The sequence below is a fragment of the Sulfurimonas paralvinellae genome (genome assembly GCF_014905135.1).
In the GTDB taxonomy this organism is placed as follows: Bacteria; Campylobacterota; Campylobacteria; order Campylobacterales; family Sulfurimonadaceae; genus Sulfurimonas; species Sulfurimonas paralvinellae.
This window is the reverse complement of record NZ_CP041406.1, coordinates 977,476-999,992: the sequence shown is the minus strand read 5'-3', so window position 1 is coordinate 999,992 and position 22,517 is coordinate 977,476. Positions and strand designations below refer to the sequence as shown.

General features: G+C 36.0%; 19 protein-coding genes, 1 tRNA gene and 1 other RNA gene. 19 read left to right on the top strand and 2 right to left on the bottom strand.

All coding sequences use genetic code 11. The features are described 5' to 3' along the window. Nucleotides 1-87 precede the first annotated feature (87 nt). Together secA and FM071_RS05245 are read left to right on the top strand one after the other, a co-directional pair. Complete coding sequence (gene secA, locus FM071_RS05250) at nt 88-2,673, top strand: preprotein translocase subunit SecA (RefSeq protein WP_193111962.1); 2,586 nt, start codon at nt 88-90, stop codon at nt 2,671-2,673. Then, nucleotides 2,670-3,872 carry an ABC transporter permease gene (locus FM071_RS05245; protein ID WP_193111961.1) on the top strand — a complete coding sequence of 401 codons (1,203 nt, stop codon included), beginning with the start codon at nt 2,670-2,672 and terminating at the stop codon, nt 3,870-3,872. The genes secA and FM071_RS05245 overlap by 4 nt, the downstream gene beginning before the upstream one ends. A 7-nt stretch (nt 3,873-3,879) precedes the next feature. On the opposite strand, the gene FM071_RS05240 is transcribed toward FM071_RS05245, so the two are convergent. Further along, a complete protein-coding gene (locus FM071_RS05240; protein ID WP_226960594.1) occupies nt 3,880-7,062 on the bottom strand; it encodes a YhdP family protein in 3,183 nt (1,060 codons plus the stop codon). Between FM071_RS05240 and mltG the strand changes: the two genes are divergently transcribed. The 10 genes from mltG to FM071_RS05190 all read left to right on the top strand — a co-directional run bounded on the left by mltG (nt 6,992) and on the right by FM071_RS05190 (nt 17,956). Beyond that, nucleotides 6,992-7,936: an endolytic transglycosylase MltG gene (mltG, locus tag FM071_RS05235; protein ID WP_193111959.1), complete on the top strand. Its 945-nt coding sequence runs from the start codon at nt 6,992-6,994 to the stop codon at nt 7,934-7,936. The genes FM071_RS05240 and mltG overlap by 71 nt on opposite strands. 134 nt (nt 7,937-8,070) lie before the next feature. Then, the gene (locus FM071_RS05230; RefSeq protein WP_193111958.1) at nt 8,071-10,248 is read left to right on the top strand and encodes an NADP-dependent isocitrate dehydrogenase; all 2,178 of its coding nucleotides are present in this window, start codon (nt 8,071-8,073) and stop codon (nt 10,246-10,248) included. A 188-nt stretch (nt 10,249-10,436) separates the two neighbouring features. After that, the gene (gene mdh / locus FM071_RS05225) at nt 10,437-11,393 is read left to right on the top strand and encodes a malate dehydrogenase (RefSeq protein ID WP_193111957.1); all 957 of its coding nucleotides are present in this window, start codon (nt 10,437-10,439) and stop codon (nt 11,391-11,393) included. Nucleotides 11,394-11,396: 3 nt separating this feature from the next. After that, a complete protein-coding gene (gene fumC, locus FM071_RS05220; protein ID WP_193111956.1) occupies nt 11,397-12,788 on the top strand; it encodes a class II fumarate hydratase in 1,392 nt (463 codons plus the stop codon). 30 nt (nt 12,789-12,818) lie between these two features. Continuing rightward, the gene (gene sucC / locus FM071_RS05215; protein WP_193111955.1) at nt 12,819-13,991 is read left to right on the top strand and encodes an ADP-forming succinate--CoA ligase subunit beta; all 1,173 of its coding nucleotides are present in this window, start codon (nt 12,819-12,821) and stop codon (nt 13,989-13,991) included. 6 nt (nt 13,992-13,997) lie between these two features. Continuing rightward, nucleotides 13,998-14,873 carry a succinate--CoA ligase subunit alpha gene (sucD, locus tag FM071_RS05210; protein ID WP_193111954.1) on the top strand — a complete coding sequence of 292 codons (876 nt, stop codon included), beginning with the start codon at nt 13,998-14,000 and terminating at the stop codon, nt 14,871-14,873. A gap of 155 nt (nt 14,874-15,028) precedes the next feature. Further along, nucleotides 15,029-15,379, top strand: coding sequence for a 4Fe-4S binding protein (locus FM071_RS05205; RefSeq protein WP_193111953.1), 351 nt, complete (start codon nt 15,029-15,031; stop codon nt 15,377-15,379). Then, complete coding sequence (locus tag FM071_RS05200) at nt 15,379-16,533, top strand: 2-oxoglutarate synthase subunit alpha (protein ID WP_193111952.1); 1,155 nt, start codon at nt 15,379-15,381, stop codon at nt 16,531-16,533. Before FM071_RS05205 ends, FM071_RS05200 begins: the two co-directional genes overlap by 1 nt. Further along, nucleotides 16,533-17,390: a 2-oxoglutarate ferredoxin oxidoreductase subunit beta gene (locus FM071_RS05195; RefSeq protein WP_193111951.1), complete on the top strand. Its 858-nt coding sequence runs from the start codon at nt 16,533-16,535 to the stop codon at nt 17,388-17,390. Before FM071_RS05200 ends, FM071_RS05195 begins: the two co-directional genes overlap by 1 nt. A 14-nt stretch (nt 17,391-17,404) precedes the next feature. Beyond that, nucleotides 17,405-17,956, top strand: coding sequence for a 2-oxoglutarate:acceptor oxidoreductase subunit OorC (locus FM071_RS05190; RefSeq protein ID WP_193111950.1), 552 nt, complete (start codon nt 17,405-17,407; stop codon nt 17,954-17,956). A gap of 84 nt (nt 17,957-18,040) precedes the next feature. Here the strand turns inward: FM071_RS05190 and FM071_RS05185 are convergent, their stop codons facing one another. Then, nucleotides 18,041-18,661, bottom strand: a complete 621-nt coding sequence (locus FM071_RS05185) for a TetR/AcrR family transcriptional regulator (RefSeq protein ID WP_193111949.1) — start codon at nt 18,659-18,661, stop codon at nt 18,041-18,043. A gap of 174 nt (nt 18,662-18,835) precedes the next feature. On the opposite strand from FM071_RS05185, the gene rnpB reads away from it, so the two are divergent. The 7 genes from rnpB to FM071_RS05150 all read left to right on the top strand — a co-directional run bounded on the left by rnpB (nt 18,836) and on the right by FM071_RS05150 (nt 22,468). Next, an RNA gene (gene rnpB / locus FM071_RS05180) (RNase P RNA component class A) lies at nt 18,836-19,161 on the top strand. A 23-nt stretch (nt 19,162-19,184) separates the two neighbouring features. Next, entirely contained in the window at nt 19,185-19,805 is a 621-nt protein-coding gene (locus tag FM071_RS05175) for a hypothetical protein (RefSeq protein WP_193111948.1), read from the top strand. A 96-nt stretch (nt 19,806-19,901) separates the two neighbouring features. Then, nucleotides 19,902-20,525: a 5,6-dimethylbenzimidazole synthase gene (bluB, locus tag FM071_RS05170; protein WP_193111947.1), complete on the top strand. Its 624-nt coding sequence runs from the start codon at nt 19,902-19,904 to the stop codon at nt 20,523-20,525. Nucleotides 20,526-20,732: 207 nt separating this feature from the next. Beyond that, nucleotides 20,733-21,473 (top strand): glucosaminidase domain-containing protein, encoded by a 741-nt coding sequence (locus FM071_RS05165; protein WP_226960593.1) that lies wholly within the window; start codon nt 20,733-20,735, stop codon nt 21,471-21,473. Nucleotides 21,474-21,475: 2 nt separating this feature from the next. Continuing rightward, nucleotides 21,476-21,682, top strand: coding sequence for a hypothetical protein (locus tag FM071_RS05160; RefSeq protein ID WP_193111945.1), 207 nt, complete (start codon nt 21,476-21,478; stop codon nt 21,680-21,682). 76 nt (nt 21,683-21,758) lie between these two features. Beyond that, nucleotides 21,759-22,304, top strand: coding sequence for a response regulator (locus FM071_RS05155; protein ID WP_193111944.1), 546 nt, complete (start codon nt 21,759-21,761; stop codon nt 22,302-22,304). 89 nt (nt 22,305-22,393) lie between these two features. After that, a tRNA-Glu gene (locus FM071_RS05150) sits at nt 22,394-22,468 on the top strand. Nucleotides 22,469-22,517 lie beyond the last annotated feature (49 nt).

Genomic DNA, 22,517 nt, shown 5'->3' with positions numbered 1-22,517 from the left:
CTATTTATTAGAATTAATGTGATAAAATAAAAACAATTTAAACTATTACTATATAGTAAATTATATAGTAAACTAATAAGGTGAGCAATGCTACAGGCATTTATGGGTAAGGTATTTGGTACAGCAAATGACCGAGAATTAAAAAAATATTTAAAAAAAGTAGAAAAAATCAATGCACTTGAGAGTAAATATGAATCTTTAGGTGATGATGAACTGAAAGCTTCATTTTTGGAGCTCAAAAACAGTGTTCTTAGTGGCGATAAAACGCTTGATGATGTTCTGTTTGACTCATTTGCCATTACACGTGAAGCATCTAAACGTGTTCTTGGAATGCGTCATTTTGATGTTCAACTTATAGGTGGTATGGTTCTTCATGACGGACGTATTGCTGAAATGAAAACAGGTGAGGGAAAAACACTTGTGGCGACACTGCCTATTATTTTAAATGCCATGACTGGTAAAGGTGTTCACCTTGTAACGGTCAATGACTATCTTGCTTCCCGTGATGCACATGAGATGGGACCTCTTTATAATTTCCTTGGCTACACTGTCGGTACAGTTCTTGAAGATATTCATGATCCGCAAGAGAAAAGAATTGCTTATGAAGCAGATATTACATATGGTACAAATAATGAATTTGGTTTTGATTATCTACGTGACAATATGAGCTATTCAAAAGAAAATATGGTTCAGCGTGGTCACAACTTTGTTATTGTTGATGAAGTGGATTCCATTTTAATCGATGAAGCGCGTACACCGCTTATCATCTCTGGCCCGACAAACAGAAATATGCAGGATTATGTTCGTGCCAATGCTATTGCTCAGCAACTCAAAAAAGATGTACACTTTACCGTTGATGAAAAAGACAAAGTAATTCTCATCACAGAAGAGGGAATTACAGAAGCGGAAAAACTTTTTGGTGTAGAAAATCTCTACAGTGCTGAAAATTCATCACTGCCGCATGCTCTCGATCAGGCACTCAAAGCAAACTATCTTTTTGAAAAAGATGTAGATTATGTCGTTAATGACGGTGAAGTTGTTATTGTAGATGAATTTACAGGACGTCTCAGTGAAGGCCGTCGTTTCTCTGAAGGCCTGCACCAGGCTCTTGAGGCAAAAGAGGGTGTTGAGATCAAAGAAGAGACACAAACGCTTGCAGACATTACATTTCAAAACTACTTTAGAATGTATGATAAACTTGCGGGTATGACAGGTACTGCTGAAACGGAAGCGACAGAATTTGCACAGATATACAATCTCGATGTTGTCTCAATCCCTACAAATATTCCTATTGCAAGAAAAGATCTCAACGATCTTATCTATAAAACAGAAGCAGAAAAATTTGATGCTGTTATTGAGACTATTAAAGAATTGAGTAAAACCGGTCAACCTGTCCTTATCGGAACAGCTTCTATTGAAAAATCAGAACTTCTGCATGAAGTACTTAAGCGTGAAAAAATTGCTCATACAGTCCTTAATGCAAAAAATCATGCCCAAGAGGGTGAGATCATCAAGCATGCCGGTGCCAAAGGTGCTGTGACCATTGCTACAAATATGGCAGGACGCGGTGTTGACATTAAAGTAGATGATGAAGTAAAAGCACTAGGCGGTTTATATATCATAGGAACCGAGCGACATGAGAATCGTCGTATTGACAATCAACTGCGTGGGCGTTCAGGCCGTCAGGGTGACCCTGGAACAACACAGTTCTATCTCTCGCTTGAAGACAATCTGCTTCGTATTTTTGGAAGTGACAAGATTAAAAACATCATGGAGAGACTCGGTGTTGAAGATGGTGAGTATATAGAGTCGAAGATGGTGACGCGTGCAGTAGAAAAAGCACAGAAAAAAGTCGAAAATATGCACTATGAAGGTCGTAAGCAGATTGTTGAGTATGATGATGTTGCGAATGAGCAGAGAAAAATTGTTTACAAATTCAGAAACCAATTGCTCAGTGAAGATTATGATATTGCTTCGAAGATTGATGAAATTAGAGAAGAATATGTATCGCATATCTTATCTCACGCAGATATCTTTGAGGGAGGGGCACCGGAAGAGTACAATTATAAGAAATTAGCTGAATTACTCAAAGAAGAGGTGAATTTTGAGCTTGACACTGCAGAGCTTGAAGGGTTAGAGTATGAAGATCTCTCTGCAAAAGTCACTGCGTTGTTAAAAAGTGCTTATGATGAAAAAATGAGTGTTTTAGATGATGAAACGCGCCAATCCATTGAAAAAGAGTTTTACCTCAAAGAGCTCGATGATGCATGGAGAGAGCATCTTTATGCAATGGACAACATGAAAACCGGTATTCGCTTACGTGCATACAACCAAAAAGATCCATTGGTGGAATACAAAAAAGAGAGTTTCAATCTTTTCAGCGAACTTATTAACGATATCAAGTTCAATACGATTAAAACACTGCAGATCATTCAGTTTAAAATGGAAACAGCAGAAGAAGAAGCTGCAAGAATTGCCAAACAGCTTGAAGATGAAAAGAGAGTACAAGAAGCTCTTATGCAGCTAAATATGAGTGATGATGATTCTGAAGAAAGAATTGCAGGTTCAAGCAAAAAACCTGCAAGAAATGATCCTTGTCCATGTGGAAGTGGTAAGAAGTATAAACAATGCTGCGGGAAAAGCGGCCCTAAAAAAGGTGTATTTGCTTCTTGAAAAAAAATATAGTCCCATATCTTGTAAAAAGATTTCTTCGCTTTGATAAAGAGCAGCCTTTCATCTTTATCTCAGCACTCCTGGCATTCCTTGGCATTACGATTGGTGTAACGGTTTTACTGATTGCTATGGCGCTTATGAATGGCTTTGACAATGAGTTTAAAAAGAAACTCACTGTTATGAATTACCCTCTAACTGTTCTTCCTAAATTTTATGGTGCCGTGAATGAAAACCTTTTAATGGATCTCGAATCAAAATTTCCCACTTTGAAGTTCAGTCCTTATGTGCAGTCATCTGTTATGGTAAAAAGTGGCTCAAACCTCGAAGGCGGTTATCTTTTTGGAGTCAATTTTGATGATGAGGCCAATGTAAATGAGATTCTAGCAAAAGCGATTAAAAATGTAAAATTTCACAAGTTTGATGTTTTAGTCGGAAAAAGTCTTCAAGAAGAATTCGACCTCAGTCTAGATGAAAAACTGATGTATATCTTTACAAGTGTTGAGCCGGGCGGACTCTCAGTCACTCCAAAAATAAAACGATTTAAAGTACGCTCTATCTTTGATTCCGGTCTCTCTGCTTATGATAAGGCCTATAGTTACACTACGTTGGCATCCCTGCAGAGAATTTTGCATATGCCGAGTAATCAGTATGATGGAATTCATGTTTATTCTCTCAATCCTAGAGAAGATATAACAAAACTTAAAAAAGCGTTGCCGATAAGTACGACGGTCAGAGGATGGTGGGAAGACAATGTGAACTTTTTTGCAGCATTGGAGATGGAAAAGGCTTCTTTATTTATTGTTTTGATGCTCATTATTCTTATTGCCGCTATCAACATTATCTCTTCACTTCTGATGACTGTTATGAATAGACGTGGCGAAATAGCATTGCTTCTGTCACTTGGGGCAACAAAAACAGAGATCAAAAAAGTTTTTCTTTATCTTGGTATCGTTATAGGCATAAGTGGAATTGCGGCTGGCATTATATTGGGGCTTAGCGGCATTTTTATTCTTTCAACTTTTGACATTATTCATTTGCCAAAGGATGTATATCCTACATCTACATTGCCTCTTGATCTGAGCATTCAAGACTTTTTTATGATTGTAAGCGGAGCTTTTGTAATTGTTGTGGCTTCTGCGTACTATCCGGCAAAAAAAGCCAGTGAAGTAGATATATTAACAGTTTTAAGAAATGAATAAACCTGTATTATTTTGAACTGTTAACATCTGCAATATCTATGACTATTTTATAAGGCAGTGTCAACGTTCTTAGTATAATATTCAGAGGTGCAACCGCAATATCTCTAGCAAGCATTGTTTCTACCTTAGGATCTGTCAATTTTCCCGTAACTTTCAAAGTTGTTGAAATACTTTGTCCATCAAAGATGATATAGCCAACGAGAGGAACTTTTGAAAGATTACTACCCAAATCTGTTTTTAAGTTTAGGGTCAAGTCTATCATGTCAGAATCAAGACTTGCTTTACCTTTCCCGAGAATCTTTATCTCTTTTGAGCCAAGATAGATATCTGAAAAATTAAATAGGTTATCCTTAGCGTGAAAATTTGCATAGGCATTTTCTATATGCAAGCCTTTTCTATTGTATCCAGGGAGTGAAAAAGTTGCTAAAGAAGGGACAGTATTGATAAATGCAAGAATATTGTTAAGAACAACATAATCCTGTATCGTCGTATCTTTTATGTAAAATATACCAGTATAATCTTTTAAAGCACCATTCATAGAGAAATCCAGACTTCCGCCGTTGAACTTAGAGAGTGAAAAAAGTTTTTCCATAAATTTATCATTAAAATTACTTCCATACAGGTGAAAATTGTTGTTTTCTAACTTGAAACCTGCTTTTCCTTTATCATGGGTAAGTTGTGCAGTTGTTATACCATTGTAATACTGCAAATGAAACATCTCTGAAATAATATACCTGTTGTTTCCAACATATAAATAAGAGTTTTTTGCGTCTAAAAAGATGTTGGGAGAATTCTCATTGGTATTTTTATTTTTTGCCTGCTTTGTTAATAAATTTATAAATTTCAATAGTTCATCAACATTGACACCGCTGTTGTTGAGAGTGATGTTTATATTTTTAGCAATCTTAATATTTGCCCTGTCATTTACTTTGAAGTAGATATTCTGATTTTTACTTATATAACCTTTGATGTTATACTTTTTAACTGTTTTATCCTTGTTGGTTAAAAGTTTATATGGAAAGTACATGGCACCTTTAAATTTTGTATATTTATCATCGTTACGTTTGTAAAAGCTGATTTTTCCATTTGATATATTGTATTTTCTTAAAAAATTTGAATTCTTTGCAATAAGACCTATTGCATCTAAATTGAGAATCCATTTATCGTCTTCTAGAAAGAAGGTGGCTTGTAATTCTTTTGCTGAAATTTCTATTTTTTTATCAAGCATTGCAAGGTCAAGAGCGATACTCTTTTTATAATAAAGGATTTTTTTTGTATTTGGGTTTACCAGTATGAAATCTTTTAGATTTATATCGGCTGTTCGCTTCTTGAAGTCATAATCCGCATTTATCTCGGTATTGATATATTTTCCTATTTTTAGTTTTGTATGTTCAATCTTGAGATGCTTGCCATTTGTCTTTGCAAGAAGTTCTTTTACTAGATACGGTGAACCGTTGATACTCAAAAAAATGTCATTGCGTGAGCTTATCGAAAGTATTTTATCATAATGAAGATCCATTTCTGCATTGGATTGTTTCAACTGTATACCTTGATATGAAAAATGAATTATATCTGCTTTAAAATCTGCCAGACCACTCTTCATATTGGCACTTCCTGTAATAAACCCATCTGTAACATTTTTTATGGAAAAGTAGGTTGTAGGCACCGTAAGTTGTAATGTTTTTAAGTCAAAAGACATTGCAACAGCATCGATACTGACGTGTATTGGTCGATGCACTCCCTGAACTATCCAATTGGATTTTTCAACGATTATTTTATCTCCTTTTGGAGATATTTTGTAACTTATATGGAGTGGTTTTTGAGTTGTGTCAAGATGGTTGTTTTTCGTAAGAGCTACTTTTGTGAGATTAAAATCAATGGATCCCTCTGAATGTTTTGCATTGTATTTTACAGTTACATCTGCATCAGCAATATCTTTATATTTTGCTTTCATTTTAGTGATGTTTATATCATAGTTGTCAAGCTTTATAAGAGTATCGGCAATATCAATATTTAAACCAAGATAATCAAAATTCGCTTTTTTTGTAAAAAAACTTCCATGTGCATCAATATCAAGAGTCATTAGATTTACTGCAAGAGTAAGGTTTGTCGCTACTTTTCCCCAATGCTGTAAAAACGGCAAATTTATATGATAGGTATCGAGGATATGAAGCATGTTTTTATTGAGCATACCGTCAAAAAGCAGATGAAGCGTCAATATCTCCTGCGGCTTTGTAAAATCAATCTTCAACCAGCTTTTATTGAGATACATTCCGTATGAGTAAGCCTCTTTTGGTCGAATATATAAAACACCATTTAAAAACTCCAGTTCAGTTCTTTGCGTATGTATCGCATCAAGCTGCGGGTTATACATATAGTTGAGTCTGTTGACAGTTGCTGTTAGATGAAGGTGTCTATAGGCAGAAGCAATATCATTATATTGAACAAATCCTTCTGCCTTTTGAAGAGTTACACTTGGAGCATCTATAGCATCTACAGTCCAATACTTGATCTCTTTTGGAAGACCAAAGAGTTTGACAAGTTCACGAATGTGTTCAATATCTTTTTTTGTTTCAATTGTATAGCAAAAGTGTGTTCTATCAGCAATACCATAAAGTATAAGATCTGCATCATTGTTCAAAACGGCGTGCAGTTTTGAGTAAATCTTTTTTTCTTGCATGTTCGCAACAATACTGCCGTTTATATTGACTTTATTGTCCATTGTTTGCAATTTATCAATAGTAAAGAAGAAGTTGTGACCATAAAATTTAAAATGCGCATCAAAATTAAAAGCAGGGGAGGATGCTAGAAGAAACCCTTTTTCTTTGAGATTGTGCTTTAAGTGTATAGTCACATTGTCATAGCGAAGTTTTTTAATTACAATAGATTCAGTTAAAAGAAAAAACTGGGAAGTAGCTTTAAGGTATCGGCTGATATCTTTATAGTCTAATTTTGCCTTTTTTTTCTTGTTTTTGGCAATATCAAGCTCTTCAATGGAGATATTTAATTTTTCATTCCATTTAATATATGCATTTTTTATTGTAAGATTGGCAATGGAAACTTTTTCAAGGTATAATCCATTTTGAAGAACGATAAAGATTACAATAAGTGACAAAAGAATGAAAGATAAAAAACTAATAATCGCTAAATATGTTTTTGAAATTATACTAATAACTTTTTTATCTTTCATCTACTACCTAATCCAACCTGTTAAGACCCCAAAAGTACTCTATATACCGCAGGGTTCGATTAATCAAATTATAACACAACTAGCAGACAAAAATTACGATGTTTGCAAACTTGATTCATTAATTTTACGTTTTATCGGAAAGCCTCAAAGCGGGTGGATAAATTTAGGATCTACCACGAATACAAGAGCTGATTTTCTGATTAAGTTAACAACTGCAAAAGCGGCATTAAGAGATGTAACACTTATACCCGGAGAGACAACTTATGTCTTTTTAAATCAATTAGCTCAAAATCTTGGACTTGACAGAAAGAAACTTCAAGAAGAGTTTGAGAAACAATCTCCTGTTAAGGAGGGTGTCTTTGTGCCAAATACTTACAAAATACCAGTAGGCATATCTGAAAAAGCACTCATTTCTTTGCTTTTAAAGATCTCTTTAAAAAAGATGGAACAACTTTCTATTAAAATATTTGGAGCCTATAATGAAAAAAAATGGTTTCATTATGTAACAATCGCATCTATAATACAAAAAGAATCAGCAAACAATAAAGAGATGCCGTTAGTAAGCTCAGTTATATACAACAGGTTACGTAAAGGGATGAAACTGCAGATGGACGGCAGTCTCAATTACGGAAAATACTCTCACATAAAGATCACAGCAGATAGAATCAAACATGACAACTCTCTGTATAATACATATCTTCATAAAGGCATTCCTTCTGTTCCCGTCTGCAACGTAAGCATTGATGCTATAAAAGCAGCTATATTCCCTGCAAATACAGATTATCTCTATTTTATGAAATCAAAAAATGGAACACACGATTTTACATGTAACTATTCTACACATTTACGTAATATAAAGCGTGCTACAAAATGAAACATATCATAAATATAGATAAATCTTTTCAAAAGCTTAGCAAATATTACCTATCTTAGTGTTATTATTAATCTTGTAAAATTCATGGACTTTAGCGAGTGTCATGAAAAAAATATTATTCACGAGGACATAATATGTCAAAAATTATTTGGTCAAAAATTGATGAAGCTCCGGCTTTGGCAACGTATTCACTTTTACCTATCGTAAATGCTTTTACAAAAGAAGCAGGCGTAGAAGTTGTAACTAGTGATATTTCACTAGCAGGTAGAGTTTTAGCGGCAATGGGTCTTGCTGAAGATGAACTTTCTAAACTGGGTGAACTGGTACAAAAACCAGAAGCGAACATTATTAAGCTTCCAAACATCTCAGCTTCAGTTGGTCAACTAAAAGATTGTATTGCTGAACTACAATCTCAAGGATATGATATTCCGAACTATCCTGAGAATCCTGCAAATGCAGAAGAAGAAGCTATTCAGGAAAAATACAGCGTATGTCTTGGTTCAGCGGTTAACCCTGTTCTTCGTGAAGGGAACTCTGACAGACGTGCAGCTCACGCAGTTAAAAAATATGCACAAGAGCATCCACACAGATTGAAGCCTTTCTCTGAAAATTCAAAAGCGTATGTTGCACATATGAATGGAGACGGTGATTTTTACGGGAATGAAAAGTCTGTAACAATGGACAAAGCTCAAAAAGTTACAATCGCTTTAAATGGAAAAGAACTTAAAACTATTGATGCACTTGATGCTGAGATTTTAGACGGTACATTCATGTCTGCTAAAAAACTTCGTGCGTTTATTCAAAAAACAATTGATGATGCAAAAGCAAATGGTGTTTTATGGTCTATTCACTTAAAAGCAACTATGATGAAAATCTCTGACCCTATTATGTTCGGTCATGCTTTTGAAGTGTTCTTCAAAGAAGTATTTGATAAATATGCAGATGTATTTGCAAAAGTTGGCGTCAATCCTAATCTTGGTATGGCTGATCTTGAGAAAAAAATCGCCGGTCATGCAAAAGAAGCTGAAATAAAAGCAGCTTTTCAAGCAGTAGTTGATTCTGATAATCCAGAAATTGCAATGGTTGATTCTGACAAAGGGACAACAAACTTCAATGCTCCGAATGATGTGATTATCGATGCTTCTATGCCTGTTGTTGTACGTGAAGGTGGTAAACAGTGGAATCGTAAAGGTGATGCAGTAGAGTGTGTTGCTGTTATTCCAGATGCATCTTACGGTGTCTTCTATGATGAAATGATCAAAGACTGTGTTAAAAACGGTCAATATGATGTTACTACGATGGGTAATGTTGCAAATGTCGGTCTTATGGCACAAAAAGCGGAAGAGTATGGTTCTCACCCAACTACTTTTGAAATGGCTGAAGACGGTACTGTAACAGTTACAGCAGAAGACGGAACTGTTCTTATGAGTTTTGAAGTAGAAAAAGGTGATATCTGGAGAATGTCTCGTGCAAAAGATATTCCAATCAAAGACTGGGTTCGCTTAGCAGTTGAACGTGCAAAACTTACGGGTGATCCTGCAGTATTCTGGTTAGATGAAAATCGTGCTCATGATGCACAGATGATCAAAAAAGTAAATCTATATCTAAATGATCATGATACTACTGGTCTTGATATTAAAATCATGGATGTTGCTTCTGCAACACGATTTACAAATGAAAGAGTAAGAGCCGGTAAAAACACGATCTCTGTAACTGGAAATGTTCTTCGTGATTATCTTACTGATATGTATCCGATCTTAGAGCTTGGAACATCTGCTAAAATGCTTTCAATCGTTCCGTTGTTAGCTGGTGGCGGTCTGTTTGAAACAGGTGCCGGCGGATCTGCTCCAAAACACGTTGATCAATTCTTAGAATGTGGTCACCTTCGCTGGGATTCATTAGGAGAGTTCTTGGCACTTGCAGAATCTCTTAGAATGATGTACCAAAAATCTGAGGACACTAAGATTGGCGCATTGACTGAAGCTTTGGATAAAGCAAATGAAGGTTACCTTGATAACGACAAAGCACCTTCAAGAAAATGTGGAGAAGCAGATAATAAGGCATCTCACTACTGGGTAGCACGTTACTGGGCTGAAGCACTTAGTACAGAAACTGCGGACACCGCTCTTGCTGAAAAGTTCACTCCAGTTGCTGAAGCTCTTATTAAAAATGAAGAAAAAATTCTCTCTGAATTAGCTGCTGCTGAAGGTAAAGCACAAGATATCGGTGGTTATTTTCACCCTGATGATGCAAAAGCAGAAGCTGCAATGCGTCCTTCTAAAACGTTAAACGATATTATTAGTTCTATATAATTATCGTTTTATGCACCTTAGGGTGCATGATTTTTTCATTTTTTATATGAAACAGTGAATATGTTTCATATAAAAGGTGAAAATTCACCTTATCATGATGCTTAGTATACTTAAGTGTTATGTGTTCGCACATATTGTTTAAGTGTATCTAAAATAAGCATCATAGTACTTAATATGAAGGAGTGTATATGAGTCAAGGAAAAAGGGTAGGAATAGTAGGTGCCGGAAACGTTGGTGCAACGGTAGCTTACTCTCTTGCTATGCTTGGATCTTGTCACGAAATTATTCTTCGTGACAACAAAATCGATGTTGCAAAGGGAAAAGCGCTTGATATGTCTCAAGCGGCGTCAGCAGTCAGAAGTCACACCGTTGTTAGTGTTGCAGAAGAGATGTCTGATTTAGTCGATTGTGATGTTGTTGTAGTAACAGCAGGAAGTCCGAGACTTCCAGGAATGAGTCGTGATGATCTGCTTATGATAAATGCCAACATTACAAAAGATGTAATCAAAGGTATTGCAAAATATTCTCCGAATGCTATTGTTATTATGGTTTCAAATCCACTTGATGCAATGACATATGTAGCACTCAAAGAAAGCGGCTTTGACAGAAGTCGTGTTATCGGTATGGCCGGAATCTTGGACAGCTCACGTATGGCTGCATTTATTCAGGAAAAACTTGGATACGGCGGTGGACAGATACGTGCTTCTGTTATGGGTGGTCATGGTGATGACATGGTTCCTCTGCCTCGTTACTCAACAGTTGCAGGTGTGCCACTTTCAGATGTCCTCACGCAAGATGAGATCGATGAGATAGTAGATAGAACACGTCATGGTGGAGCAGAGATTGTAGGTTACCTAAAAACAGGTTCAGCTTATTATGCTCCTGCAAAATCTACAGCTATTATGGTAGATGCAATTTTAAAGGACACAAAGCAGATTCATCCATGTGCAGTTTGCCTTGATGGTGAATATGGTTACAATGATGTAGTTTCCGGTGTACCTGTCATGCTTGGTGCCAAAGGTGCTGAAAAGATCATTGAAGTTACACTAGATGAAAAAGAGAACGCAATGTTCGCACAATCATGCGCATCAGTGCAAACACTTATAGACACATTAAATAAAAATAATTTTTTTGAAGGGAAATAAAAAATGAAAACTCGTATAGAAAAAGACACTATGGGAGAGATTGAAGTTCCACAGGATGCTTACTGGGGTGCTCAGACTCAAAGAAGTATTCAAAATTTCAAAATCGGTGAAGAAAAAATGCCGTATGAAATTACACGTGCATTTTCTTACCTGAAAAAAGCAGTGGCGCTTGTCAATAAAGACCTTGGAAAACTTGATGCCGCTAAAGCAGATGCTATTGCACAGGCTGCTGATGATATGCTTGCAGGGAAACTTGACGGGAACTATCCACTTGTTGTTTGGCAGACAGGTTCAGGTACACAATCAAATATGAATAACAATGAGGTGCTTGCAAACCGTGCTACAGAGATTCTTGGCGGTGATTTCAAAAAAGAGAAACTTGTTCATCCTAATGATGATGTAAACAAGTCTCAATCTTCAAATGATACTTATCCGACTGCACTTCATGTTGCTTCGGTTATTGCAGTTGAAGAACAGCTTCTTCCGGCAATTGCAAAACTTAAAGCAACACTTCAGGCAAAAAGTGAAGAGTTCGCCAACATTGTAAAAATTGGTCGTACACACCTTCAAGATGCTACACCTTTAACACTTGGTCAAGAGATCAGCGGTTGGGTCGAGATGCTTAACAAGTCTGAAAAAATGGCAAAAGATTCACTCGAAGCTGTGCGTGAGCTTGCTCTTGGCGGTACAGCTGTCGGAACAGGGTTAAATGCTCACCCGGAACTTGGTGAAAGAGTTGCTAAAAAACTAAGTGAACTTACAGGTCATGAGTTTATTACCGCACCAAATAAATTTCACGCTTTAACTTCACATGACGCTTTAGTGTTTGCTCACGGAGCATTAAAAGCACTTGCAGCAGATATGATGAAAATAGCGAACGATGTAAGATGGTTGGCATCAGGTCCTCGTTGTGGAATAGGGGAGATAGAGATCCCTGCGAATGAGCCGGGAAGTTCAATCATGCCAGGTAAAGTAAATCCTACACAAAGTGAAGCAGTGACTATGGTTGCATGCCAAGTAATGGGTAATGACACAACTATCGGTATTGCAGCATCTCAAGGAAATTTTGAACTCAACGTTTTTAAACCGGTAATTGCATATAACTTCTTGCAGTCTGTAAGACTTTTAAGTGATTCAATTGTATCGTTCAATGATAATGCGGCAGTAGGAATCAAACCGGTAGAAGAAAAAATAGATTATTTCTTACATAATTCACTTATGCTTGTAACAGCGTTAAATCCATATATTGGGTATGAAAATGCTGCAAAAATCGCTAAAACAGCTCACGCAAACAACTCAACGCTAAAAGAGACGGCTATCGAGCTTGGTCTTTTAACTGCTGAGCAGTTCGATGAGTATGTTAAACCAGAAGAGATGATTGCGCCCAAGGCGTAATTACAACCCAACTTAAAACAAGGAGAATAGATGAATATACATGAATATCAAGCAAAACAGGTTTTTGCTGAGTATGGTGTGCCTACACCTAAAGGTATTATTGCTAATACACCGGATGAAGCAGTAGAAGCTGCGAAGCAACTTGGTGGAAACATTTGGGTTGTAAAAGCTCAGATTCACGCAGGTGGACGTGGACTTGGAGGCGGTGTAAAACTTGCTAAAAGTCTAGAAGAAGTTAAAAGTCTTGCTGATGAGATCATCGGAATGACGCTTGTGACTCACCAGACAGGTCCAGAAGGTAAACTTGTTCAAAAGGTTTACATAGAAGAGGGTGCTGACATCAAAGATGAGCTTTATCTTTCAGTTGTTCTTGACCGTGCTGCAGAGATGCCTATTATTATGGCTTCTACTGAAGGTGGTATGGACATCGAGACTGTTGCAGAGAAGACTCCTGAAAAAATCATTAAGGTTCAAGTTGACCCATCAATCGGTTTTCAAGGCTTTCACGGTCGTGAATTGGTTTTTGGTCTTGGCATCACTGATAAGAATGAGCAAAGAAAAATGATCGATTTCGCATCAAAACTTTACAATGTTTACATGGATAAAGATGCAGAGATGATCGAGATCAATCCTTTGATCAAAACAGGTTCAGGAGACTTCCTTGCACTTGATGGAAAAATGGGCTTTGATGACTCTGCACTTGGACGTCATCCGGATATCGAAGCAATGAGAGACATCTCTGAAGAAGATCCTGATGAACGTGAAGCTGCACAGTATGGCCTTTCTTACATTGCACTTGACGGTGAGATCGGTTGTATGGTAAATGGTGCCGGTCTTGCTATGGGTACAATGGATACTATCAACTACATGGGTGGTACACCTGCTAACTTCCTTGATGTTGGTGGATCTGCAAATGCAGAAACTGTTGCAAAAGGTTTTGAGATTATTCTTAAAAATCCAAATGTAAAAGCTATTTTTGTAAATATCTTTGGTGGTATTGTACGTTGTGATCGTATTGCGAACGGAATTCTTGAAGCTACAAAACTTGTAGATGTTCATGTTCCTGTTATTGTTCGTCTTGATGGTACAAATGCACCTGAAGCGGCAGAAATTCTTAAAAATGCAAATATTGCAAATGTTATACCGGCTACAGATTTAGCTGATGGTGCAGCAAAAGCAGTTGCAGCAGCGAAGGGAGAGTAATAAAATATGTCAATTTTAGTAAATAAAGATACAAAAGTTATCGTTCAAGGTTTTACTGGTAAAGAGGGTACTTTCCATGCTGAACAATGTTTAGCGTATGGTACAAACATTGTAGGTGGTGTTACACCAAACAAGGGTGGACAAGAACATCTTGGCAAACCAGTTTTCAACACTGTTAAAGATGCCATTGATGCAACAAGCGCAACGGTTTCTATGATCTTCGTTCCACCTGCATTTGTTGCAGATGCTGTTATGGAAGCTGCTGATGCAGGTGTAGAACTTGCTGTAATTATTACAGAAGGTGCTCCTGTTCGTGATATGATGTATGCAAAACAATACGCTACAAAACACAATATGAAAACTATTGGGCCAAACTGTCCAGGTATTATCACTGCTGAAGAGTGTAAAATCGGAATTATGCCGGGTATGATCTTCAAAAAAGGAAATGTAGGACTTATTTCTAAATCTGGTACATTGACGTATGAAGGTGCAAATCAGGTAGTTAGAGAAGGTTTTGGAATTACTACAGCTGTTGGTATCGGTGGAGACCCGATCATTGGACTCTCTTATAAACAGATTTTACCAATGTTTGAAGCAGATCCGGATACAGAAGCAATCGTAATGATTGGTGAAATCGGTGGTGACCTTGAGATTCAAGCAGCTAAACTCATCAAAGAGCAGATTACAAAACCTGTTGTTGCGTTTATTGCAGGGCAAACTGCTCCTAAAGGTAAAAGAATGGGGCATGCTGGTGCAATCATCTCTGGAAGTGCGGGAACTGCAGCTGAAAAAATGGCAGCACTTGAAGCAGCTGGCGTTAAAGTTGTTGTTTCACCGGCAGAGATTGGTAAAGCAGTAGCAGAAGTTTTAGCAAAAAAATAATTTTCTATCTTAGTGTGAGCCTTTCAGCGTAACTTTTTGTTACGCTAGATGGGCGATACGAGCACATTTTAGAATATAATTATCAAAACTTGGATACTCTATGAGTAGAAAAGTAATATACAAAGTTAATTTGTATTTAAACAATAGGAGAATAAATGGGAACTTTTAAGACTGAAAACCCTGGTGATCAACCTGTATGGGTGAACACAAGCAACTGTAAAGCATGTGATATTTGTGTATCAGTATGTCCTTCAGGTGTACTTGGAATGGTTTATGAACCGACATCGACACTTGGCGCAATGATCTCTGTCGATTATCCGGACGCTTGTATTGGCTGTATGGAATGTGAGTTATCTTGTCCTGATTTTGCTATTTATGTAGCAGATAGAAAAGAGTTGAAAGCAGCTGGAAAAAGCTTTGCTAAATTAACTGATGAAGCGAAGAAAAGACAAGAAGAAATTGTTGCAAACAATTATATGTCTGTAAAACATAAAGGAGCTAAATAATGGCAAGAGAAGTAATTTCAACTGGTAATGAGCTTGCTGCAAAAGCAGCCATTGAAGCTGGTGCTAGATTTTTTGGTGGATATCCAATTACTCCATCTTCAGAGGTAATGCACGTTTCTTCAGACTTGTTACCAAAAGTTGGTGGAACTGCAATTCAAATGGAAGATGAGATAGCAGGTATCTCAGCAGCACTTGGTGCATCTATGGCTGGTGTTAAATCATTTACTGCGACATCAGGTCCTGGTATTTCGCTTAAAGCTGAACAAATTGGTCTTGGTTTTATTGCTGAAATTCCATTAGTAATTATTAATGTTATGCGTGGTGGTCCATCAACTGGTCTTCCTACTCGTGTTTCTCAAGCAGATATCGGTCAAGCGCAGTATCCAACTCATGGTGATTATGCTTCTATTACTTTATGTGCAGGAAGCTTAAGTGAATGTTATACTGAAACAGTACGTGGATTCAACTTAGCTGAGAAGTATATGACTCCGGTATTTGTTTTACTTGATGAAACTATTGGACATATGCATGGAAAAGCAGAGCTTCCTGATATCGAAGAGATTGAAGCAAGTATTGTAGATCGTGAAAAGTTCCATGGTGACCCAGCTGACTACAAACCATATGATGTTCCGATGAACAAGCCTGCAGTACTCAACCCTATGTTTGAAGGTTACAAGTATCATATTACAGGTCTTCATCACGGTGACGAAGGTTTTCCTACGGAAGATGCTGCGCAATGTGAATTTAACATCGAACGTCTTGTTGGCAAAATAAATACAGTTCACCTCGAAAATGGTGGCCTTGATGATTTACCTGACTATGAGGAAGTTGATCTTGAAGATGCTGATGTTTGTATCATCGCTTACGGTTCTATTGCACTTGGTGCATATGAAGCTGTTAAAAAACTAAGAAGTGAAGGCATCAAAGCAGGACTTTTCAGACCAATTATGCTATGGCCAAGCCCAATCAAAAGACTTGAAGAGCTTGGAAAGCAATTTGAAAACAGAATTATGGTTACTGAACTTAATATGGGTCAGTACTCAAAAGAGATCGAGCGTGTAATTAAACGTAATGATTTTACAACGTTACTAAAAGCAAACGGGCGTCCTATCGCACCTGCTGAAATGGTAGCAAAAGTTAAGGAGATGATGTAATGGCATTTAATTATGACAAATATTTACGTGTAAACAAAATGCCGACACTTTGGTGTTGGGGTTGTGGTGATGGTGTTATCTTAAAAGCTACTATTCGTGCTATTGAAAAGATGGGATGGGATATGGACAATGTTTGTGTCGTTTCAGGAATAGGTTGTTCCGGACGTTTCTCTTCATATATAGACTGTAATACAGTTCACACTACACATGGCCGCACAATTGCTTATGCTACAGGTATCAAACTTGCTAAGCCTCACGCGAATGTAATTGTAGTTGCTGGTGACGGTGATGGTCTTGCTATTGGTGGTAACCATACTATTCATGGTTGTAGAAGAAATATTGATTTAAACTTTATTTTAATTAACAACTTTATTTATGGTCTTACAAATTCTCAAACAAGTCCAACTACACCTCGTGGTTTCTGGACTGTTTCTCAGAAAAACGGTAATATTGACCCGACTTTCAATGCTTCTAATTTGGCAATTGGGGCAGGAGCTTCATTTGTTGCTCGTGAAGCAATGATAGACCCTAAAAAATTAGAGAAGATTCTTGTAAAAGCATTCTCTCATAAAGGTTTTAGTTTCATTGAAGTTCTTTCAAACTGTCACATCAACCTTGGCCGTAAAAATAAAATGGCAAATGCGATGGAAAATCTTGCATGGATTGACAGTATCACTATGCCGCTAAAAAAATGGGAAGCACTTGAAGACCCAGATGAAAAAGCAAATTTTCTGCCTACAGGTGTACTAAGAGATGTAGATCAAGAAGAGTACTGTGAGATGTACGCAGAGATTCAAAAAGCTGCACAAGGACAACGTGCTAAAATTACTCAAGATGACTTTGAGAAAAAAATATAAGTAAGGAGTTATAAATGAGACATACTTTAAGATTTACCGGTGTTGGTGGACAGGGTGTTCTACTAGCTGGTGAGATTATGGCTGCTTGTAAGATTAAAAATGGTGGTTATGGTCTAAAAACTGCTACTTATACTTCTCAAGTTCGTGGTGGTGCAACAGTAGTTGACATTACATTGGATGACAATGAAATTCGTTACCCGTATGCAAATGAAGGTGAAATTGATTTCATGCTTTCAGTTGCAGATGTTTCATATCAGCAATTTAAAAATGGTGTAAAACCAGGTGGAATCATTGTAGTAGATCCTAACCTTGTTCACCCAACAGATGAAGATAGAAAAAAATGGACTATCCATGAGATTCCTATTATTACAATTGCAAAAGAAGAGGTTGGTAATGTAATTACTCAATCAGTTGTTGCTCTTGCAATTACAAATACAATGACAGGCGTACTTCCGGAAGAGTCTCTAATTGAGACAATGCTTTCAAAAGTTCCGCCAAAAGTTCATGAAGCAAACAAAAAAGCATATGCGCTAGGTAAAGCATATGCTTTAAAAGCTATGAATTAAACATAAGCTTTTAACCTTTATGTGAAAGCAGTTTCCTTTATGGAGCTGCTTTTTTTAAATTTTCATACTGATATTAAATAATATCTATCCTATTTTAATGCTTTCCCAGAAAAAATCCACATGTTTTTCAAATTGTGTTGACAAATGATTAACAGAATTGGCATCAAATTTCAACATTGTTACTTGCAATCGTATGTAGAATAGGGTGCTTATAAACTCATATGCAACCAACATAGGATCACTAGAACGTATCAAAGAGTTCTGCATCATGATAAAAAAGCCCTCTGAGAGCGTTTTAATATTCTTGTTATGAAATTCACTTATAAACTGCTCTCTAAGCAGTCTATTTTGCATAAGTTCGATCATGAGTAGTCTAAACATGCCTTCGTTGCTTTTATCAAATGTAAGCATTTTATACTGCATAGTAAACTTTTGCAAAAATGGCTTCCCTCGTAATGCTAACTCTTTAATCTCATCATTTGAAAGAGAGAAGGGCGATGAAAATATGTCTTTTGCTACTTCTAAAAATATCTCTTCTTTGTTTTTAAAATGATTGTAAAGAGCACTCTCTCTTATGCCTACTTCTGCAGCTATCTTACGTACACTTGCACCTCTATATCCCAGCTGAGAAAAGAGAGAAGCAGCTACTTTTAAGATTTTTTCTTTTGTTTTTGTTCCTTTATTTATATCCCTGTTTTGCGACATTTCAAGCTCCTTTTTCTGTTATGAACATTTGTTAATATATCTCTAATTATATATGAACAAGTGTTAATATATCCTTAGTTAAAAAGAACAGATGTTCATGTATGTTTTAGCAAGTATGAACGATTGTTCATTTTACTGTTTTGCCGTAAATGAATTATGATGTATAATTACACTTAGGTATAGGAGATAGTGACTTGGAGATGATCCAAGAGGAAAGTCCGAGCTGCCGTAAGACAATGTTCCATTTAACGAATGGCCGTAGTAATACGAGGGAAAGTGCAACAGAGACTAGACTTCTGCAGCAATGCAGTAAAGGTGAAAAGGTGGAGTAAGAGACCACCAGTCTTTATGGCAACATAGAGAGCTTGTAAACCCAACATGGCAGCAAGAAACAGATGGTTAGCGTCTTACAGTGCTATTGTTTCGCTAGAGGCATGTTGCAAAACATGCAGTAGATTAATGCTATCACTACAAAACTCGGCTTATCCTATACCTGTAAATAAAGAAGTAGGGGAAATTGTATATGCTAAAAAGTATAATTTTCTTTTTTACGCTACTGGCTCTTAGTAGCTGCTCTTCACCTCATATAAACCAAAAAGACAATAACGAACTCAATATCAGCTATAAAAACACTGTTCTAATTTCAGGAAATGCCAAACAGGTCAATACAAATAAAATCTATTTATCTAATATTAATATATATCAATCTATATACGATACTCAAAATCAGTGTCTAACATACGAGTACGCAAAAGCAACCAATGGATACAAATTTTCTAAAGGCGTTAAACGTTCTATATCAATTATATTTAATACAAATGCATATAACCTAGAGTACCAAAAAGGAAATCTTTATTTTTTTACATTGCAACAAGACAAAAAAAAGCTTTATCTCATAGTTGAAAATATTAACTCATCAGCATTGAAACTTATTTATGGTTTTGAAAAAGAGAGCTATGATGCAATTATGGCATCTGTCAAGGAGAATAAACAGGTCATAAACAATAGTAGAAATAAAATCAAGAATAATACTGTGCTTGAAAAAGACATGTCTGCGTATATCCAGACAAAATGGTCACCAAAGCTAATCATCATAGATCAGTTAGTTGCAAGACCGATTGGAAGAGGACCCGTTGGAAGATAATAATTTTTTCAAGAGAATTTACATTATGTTAACCAATTCTTTGGTCCATACTTTATAGTACTTTCTATGTAATTATATAATAAGATATAATTACATATGAAATTCAATACAGATGACTCAAAAACCCTCTTAAAGATTATGAAAAACAGACGAGATGTTCGTGGTAATCACTTTTTATCTAAAACAATTGAAGATAATCAACTTCAGTTTATACTAAAAGCAGGTTTAACTGCTCCATCAGTAGGCTATTCTCAGCCATGGAAATTTATAGTTATAAAAGATGAAACTATCAAAGAAAAGGTTTTTGATAACTTTCAAAATGAAAATGAAAAAGCAAAAGAAATTTTCAAAAGTGAAGATTTATATCAAAAATTAAAGCTCGAAGGTATTAAAGAAGCACCCATAAACATAGCTGTTTTATATATAGAGAGAGATAAAGAAGTTCTTGGTATGACAAGTATGAAAAAGATGGGTGAATACAGTGTTGTTTGCGCTATTCAAAACATGTGGTTAATGGCAAGATCTTTAAATATTGGACTTGGTTGGGTTAGTATTTTAGATGAAAAAGAAGTCTTGAATACAATAGATGCGCCAAAAAACACAAAGCTTATAGCTTATCTATGTCTCGGTTTTGTACGTGAGTTTTTAGATGAACCTGAATTAAAAACTCTATCTTGGGAAAATGAAAAAAGCTTCAAAGAATGTGTTAGTTTTATTTAAAATCTCCACAAATAAAATCAGTGTATTTATTGTTATAAAATAAGCATAGTGTGAGTATCATAGAACAATAACGGATCTCCAATTTAGTATTTTTTAGGGATAACACCAGTAGAATTAAAATTTTGGTACAATATAAAATACTAACTATAGGATTTTTCTATGAATACACGATATCTCGTACCATATATATTTCTATTGTTTTGCATATTGAGCACGCTGAATGCTTCAAGTCAATACAGCCTTCGAAAATACCAACATGTAAAAGAGTTTTATAAAACGATTACACCTATAGCCATAAAAATATCCAAAGAAAAGCATGTTCCTCCTGCTGCCATACTTGCCATAGCTGGTGTAGAATCTGGCTACGGAAGAGGATATGTTTCTCAAATTACAGGAAATATCTTAAGTCTTGGGGCATACAAGAGTGATCCGGAACTGCCAGCACTCTATCTGCCCTACTCAAAATCCAAAAACAAGATCCTCTTTGACCCACAAGAGATAAAGAAAAGCAAAAAAAGTGATCTTTCTTATAAAACAAGAGCACCAAGCCTTAAAAAAGACTACCGCCCATCACCCTATGCTGGTTCTTATGAAAATCTGGCACTGTTAAAATACAATAAAACCTTACGAGAAAAAGCGTATACTGCATGCATTAATGATTTTGCCACTAAATGGATAAGTGCTGATTCAAATATAAAAAGTTTCAAAGAAGCCCGAATATGGCTCAACACTATAATAGCTGATCATGGGTATACTGCCCTGCTCACGCATAAAGTAAATAATGATTTTATCGATTACATTGGAGGGAAGCCTCACTCATTTAACTACAGAAAATCATGGCCTAAAAAAGTAAAAAACATTATGAAAAGAGCTGGACTTGTTGTACTGGTGCAAAAAATGGAAAAAAATAAAATGGGTTTTGATGAAGCCTGGAAGGATAAAAGATAAATATGACACAAAGAAAAGAACAACTTATTACAGATATCCAAAATCTTTTGAATAATTATGAAGGTATACGCCCAACTTCTATAAACCCTGATCTACTTGAGTTTATGGATGAAGAAACACTTATAAGCATTATAGATTCACTCCTTGATCAAAAAGAAGACAACAAAGAAGCCGATACAGAATGGCTGGAAAAATTCAAAACAAAATAAATCATTGTTTCATTTTGTTATCGTTATTTACTATTAATAGTGTATAATTTCACAAATTAACATAATAGGGGCAACAATGAGCAATGTAGATTTAATTCAATTAACTGAGCAAACAAAAAAACTGACAGCAATGGTTGTAGAAGATGAAAAAGTAACAAATGAACTTTTAAGTTCTACTTTTAAAAACTTTTTTGCAGATGTAGATTCATGCTTTGATGGTGAGACAGCACTTAAAATTTATGAAGAGAAAAAACCGGATGTAGTTTTTGTAGATATTATCATGTCAGGAATGGATGGTATCGAGTTAGCTCGTAAGATTCGTGAAATCAATCCTTCTCAAATCATCATCGTTATCTCAGCAAGTAATGACATGGAAAAAATCTCTGAGTCTATCGAGGTTGGTGTCAACAGCTTTATCCAAAAACCAATCGATACGAAAAAAATCATTGAACTTTTAAACAATGTCGTTTCTATGATTGCTAAAAAGAAAAAAGTTGAAACAAAAACGTTCTCTATCTCTCTTCCTTTAGATCTTTATGAAACTGTAAATGACAACGCGAAAGCTGAAAGCATTTCTAAAAATGCTGTAATTATTAGAGCACTTCGTAGTTTTTACGAGTAGATATATTTTTATATAGATTTTATCTCATTTTAAGAGTAAAATCTATATAATTTCGGCTCAACAAAACAGTTGAACTTTCACTACAAAGTGGCCCCGTCGTCTAGCGGTTAGGATCCATGGTTTTCATCCATGTTACAGGAGTTCGATTCTCCTCGGGGTCACCAACTTTTCTCTACAACTCCCTAAAATAAGCACTTTTACAAACACTTGATT

What these genes read in the sequence shown, in the direction of transcription:
- FM071_RS05200 (WP_193111952.1), top strand. Translation starts at nt 15,379, where the DNA reads ATGGCAAGAGAAGTAATTTCAACTGGTAATGAGCTTGCTGCAAAAGCA.
- FM071_RS05160 (WP_193111945.1), top strand. Translation starts at nt 21,476, where the DNA reads ATGACACAAAGAAAAGAACAACTTATTACAGATATCCAAAATCTTTTG.
- fumC (WP_193111956.1), top strand. Translation starts at nt 11,397, where the DNA reads ATGAAAACTCGTATAGAAAAAGACACTATGGGAGAGATTGAAGTTCCA.
- FM071_RS05190 (WP_193111950.1), top strand. Translation starts at nt 17,405, where the DNA reads ATGAGACATACTTTAAGATTTACCGGTGTTGGTGGACAGGGTGTTCTA.
- FM071_RS05185 (WP_193111949.1), bottom strand. Translation starts at nt 18,661, where the DNA reads ATGTCGCAAAACAGGGATATAAATAAAGGAACAAAAACAAAAGAAAAA.
- bluB (WP_193111947.1), top strand. Translation starts at nt 19,902, where the DNA reads ATGAAATTCAATACAGATGACTCAAAAACCCTCTTAAAGATTATGAAA.
- secA (WP_193111962.1), top strand. Translation starts at nt 88, where the DNA reads ATGCTACAGGCATTTATGGGTAAGGTATTTGGTACAGCAAATGACCGA.
- sucC (WP_193111955.1), top strand. Translation starts at nt 12,819, where the DNA reads ATGAATATACATGAATATCAAGCAAAACAGGTTTTTGCTGAGTATGGT.
- FM071_RS05155 (WP_193111944.1), top strand. Translation starts at nt 21,759, where the DNA reads ATGAGCAATGTAGATTTAATTCAATTAACTGAGCAAACAAAAAAACTG.
- mdh (WP_193111957.1), top strand. Translation starts at nt 10,437, where the DNA reads ATGAGTCAAGGAAAAAGGGTAGGAATAGTAGGTGCCGGAAACGTTGGT.
- mltG (WP_193111959.1), top strand. Translation starts at nt 6,992, where the DNA reads ATGAAAGATAAAAAACTAATAATCGCTAAATATGTTTTTGAAATTATA.
- FM071_RS05175 (WP_193111948.1), top strand. Translation starts at nt 19,185, where the DNA reads ATGCTAAAAAGTATAATTTTCTTTTTTACGCTACTGGCTCTTAGTAGC.
- FM071_RS05240 (WP_226960594.1), bottom strand. Translation starts at nt 7,062, where the DNA reads ATGAAAGATAAAAAAGTTATTAGTATAATTTCAAAAACATATTTAGCG.
- FM071_RS05195 (WP_193111951.1), top strand. Translation starts at nt 16,533, where the DNA reads ATGGCATTTAATTATGACAAATATTTACGTGTAAACAAAATGCCGACA.
- FM071_RS05205 (WP_193111953.1), top strand. Translation starts at nt 15,029, where the DNA reads ATGGGAACTTTTAAGACTGAAAACCCTGGTGATCAACCTGTATGGGTG.
- sucD (WP_193111954.1), top strand. Translation starts at nt 13,998, where the DNA reads ATGTCAATTTTAGTAAATAAAGATACAAAAGTTATCGTTCAAGGTTTT.
- FM071_RS05230 (WP_193111958.1), top strand. Translation starts at nt 8,071, where the DNA reads ATGTCAAAAATTATTTGGTCAAAAATTGATGAAGCTCCGGCTTTGGCA.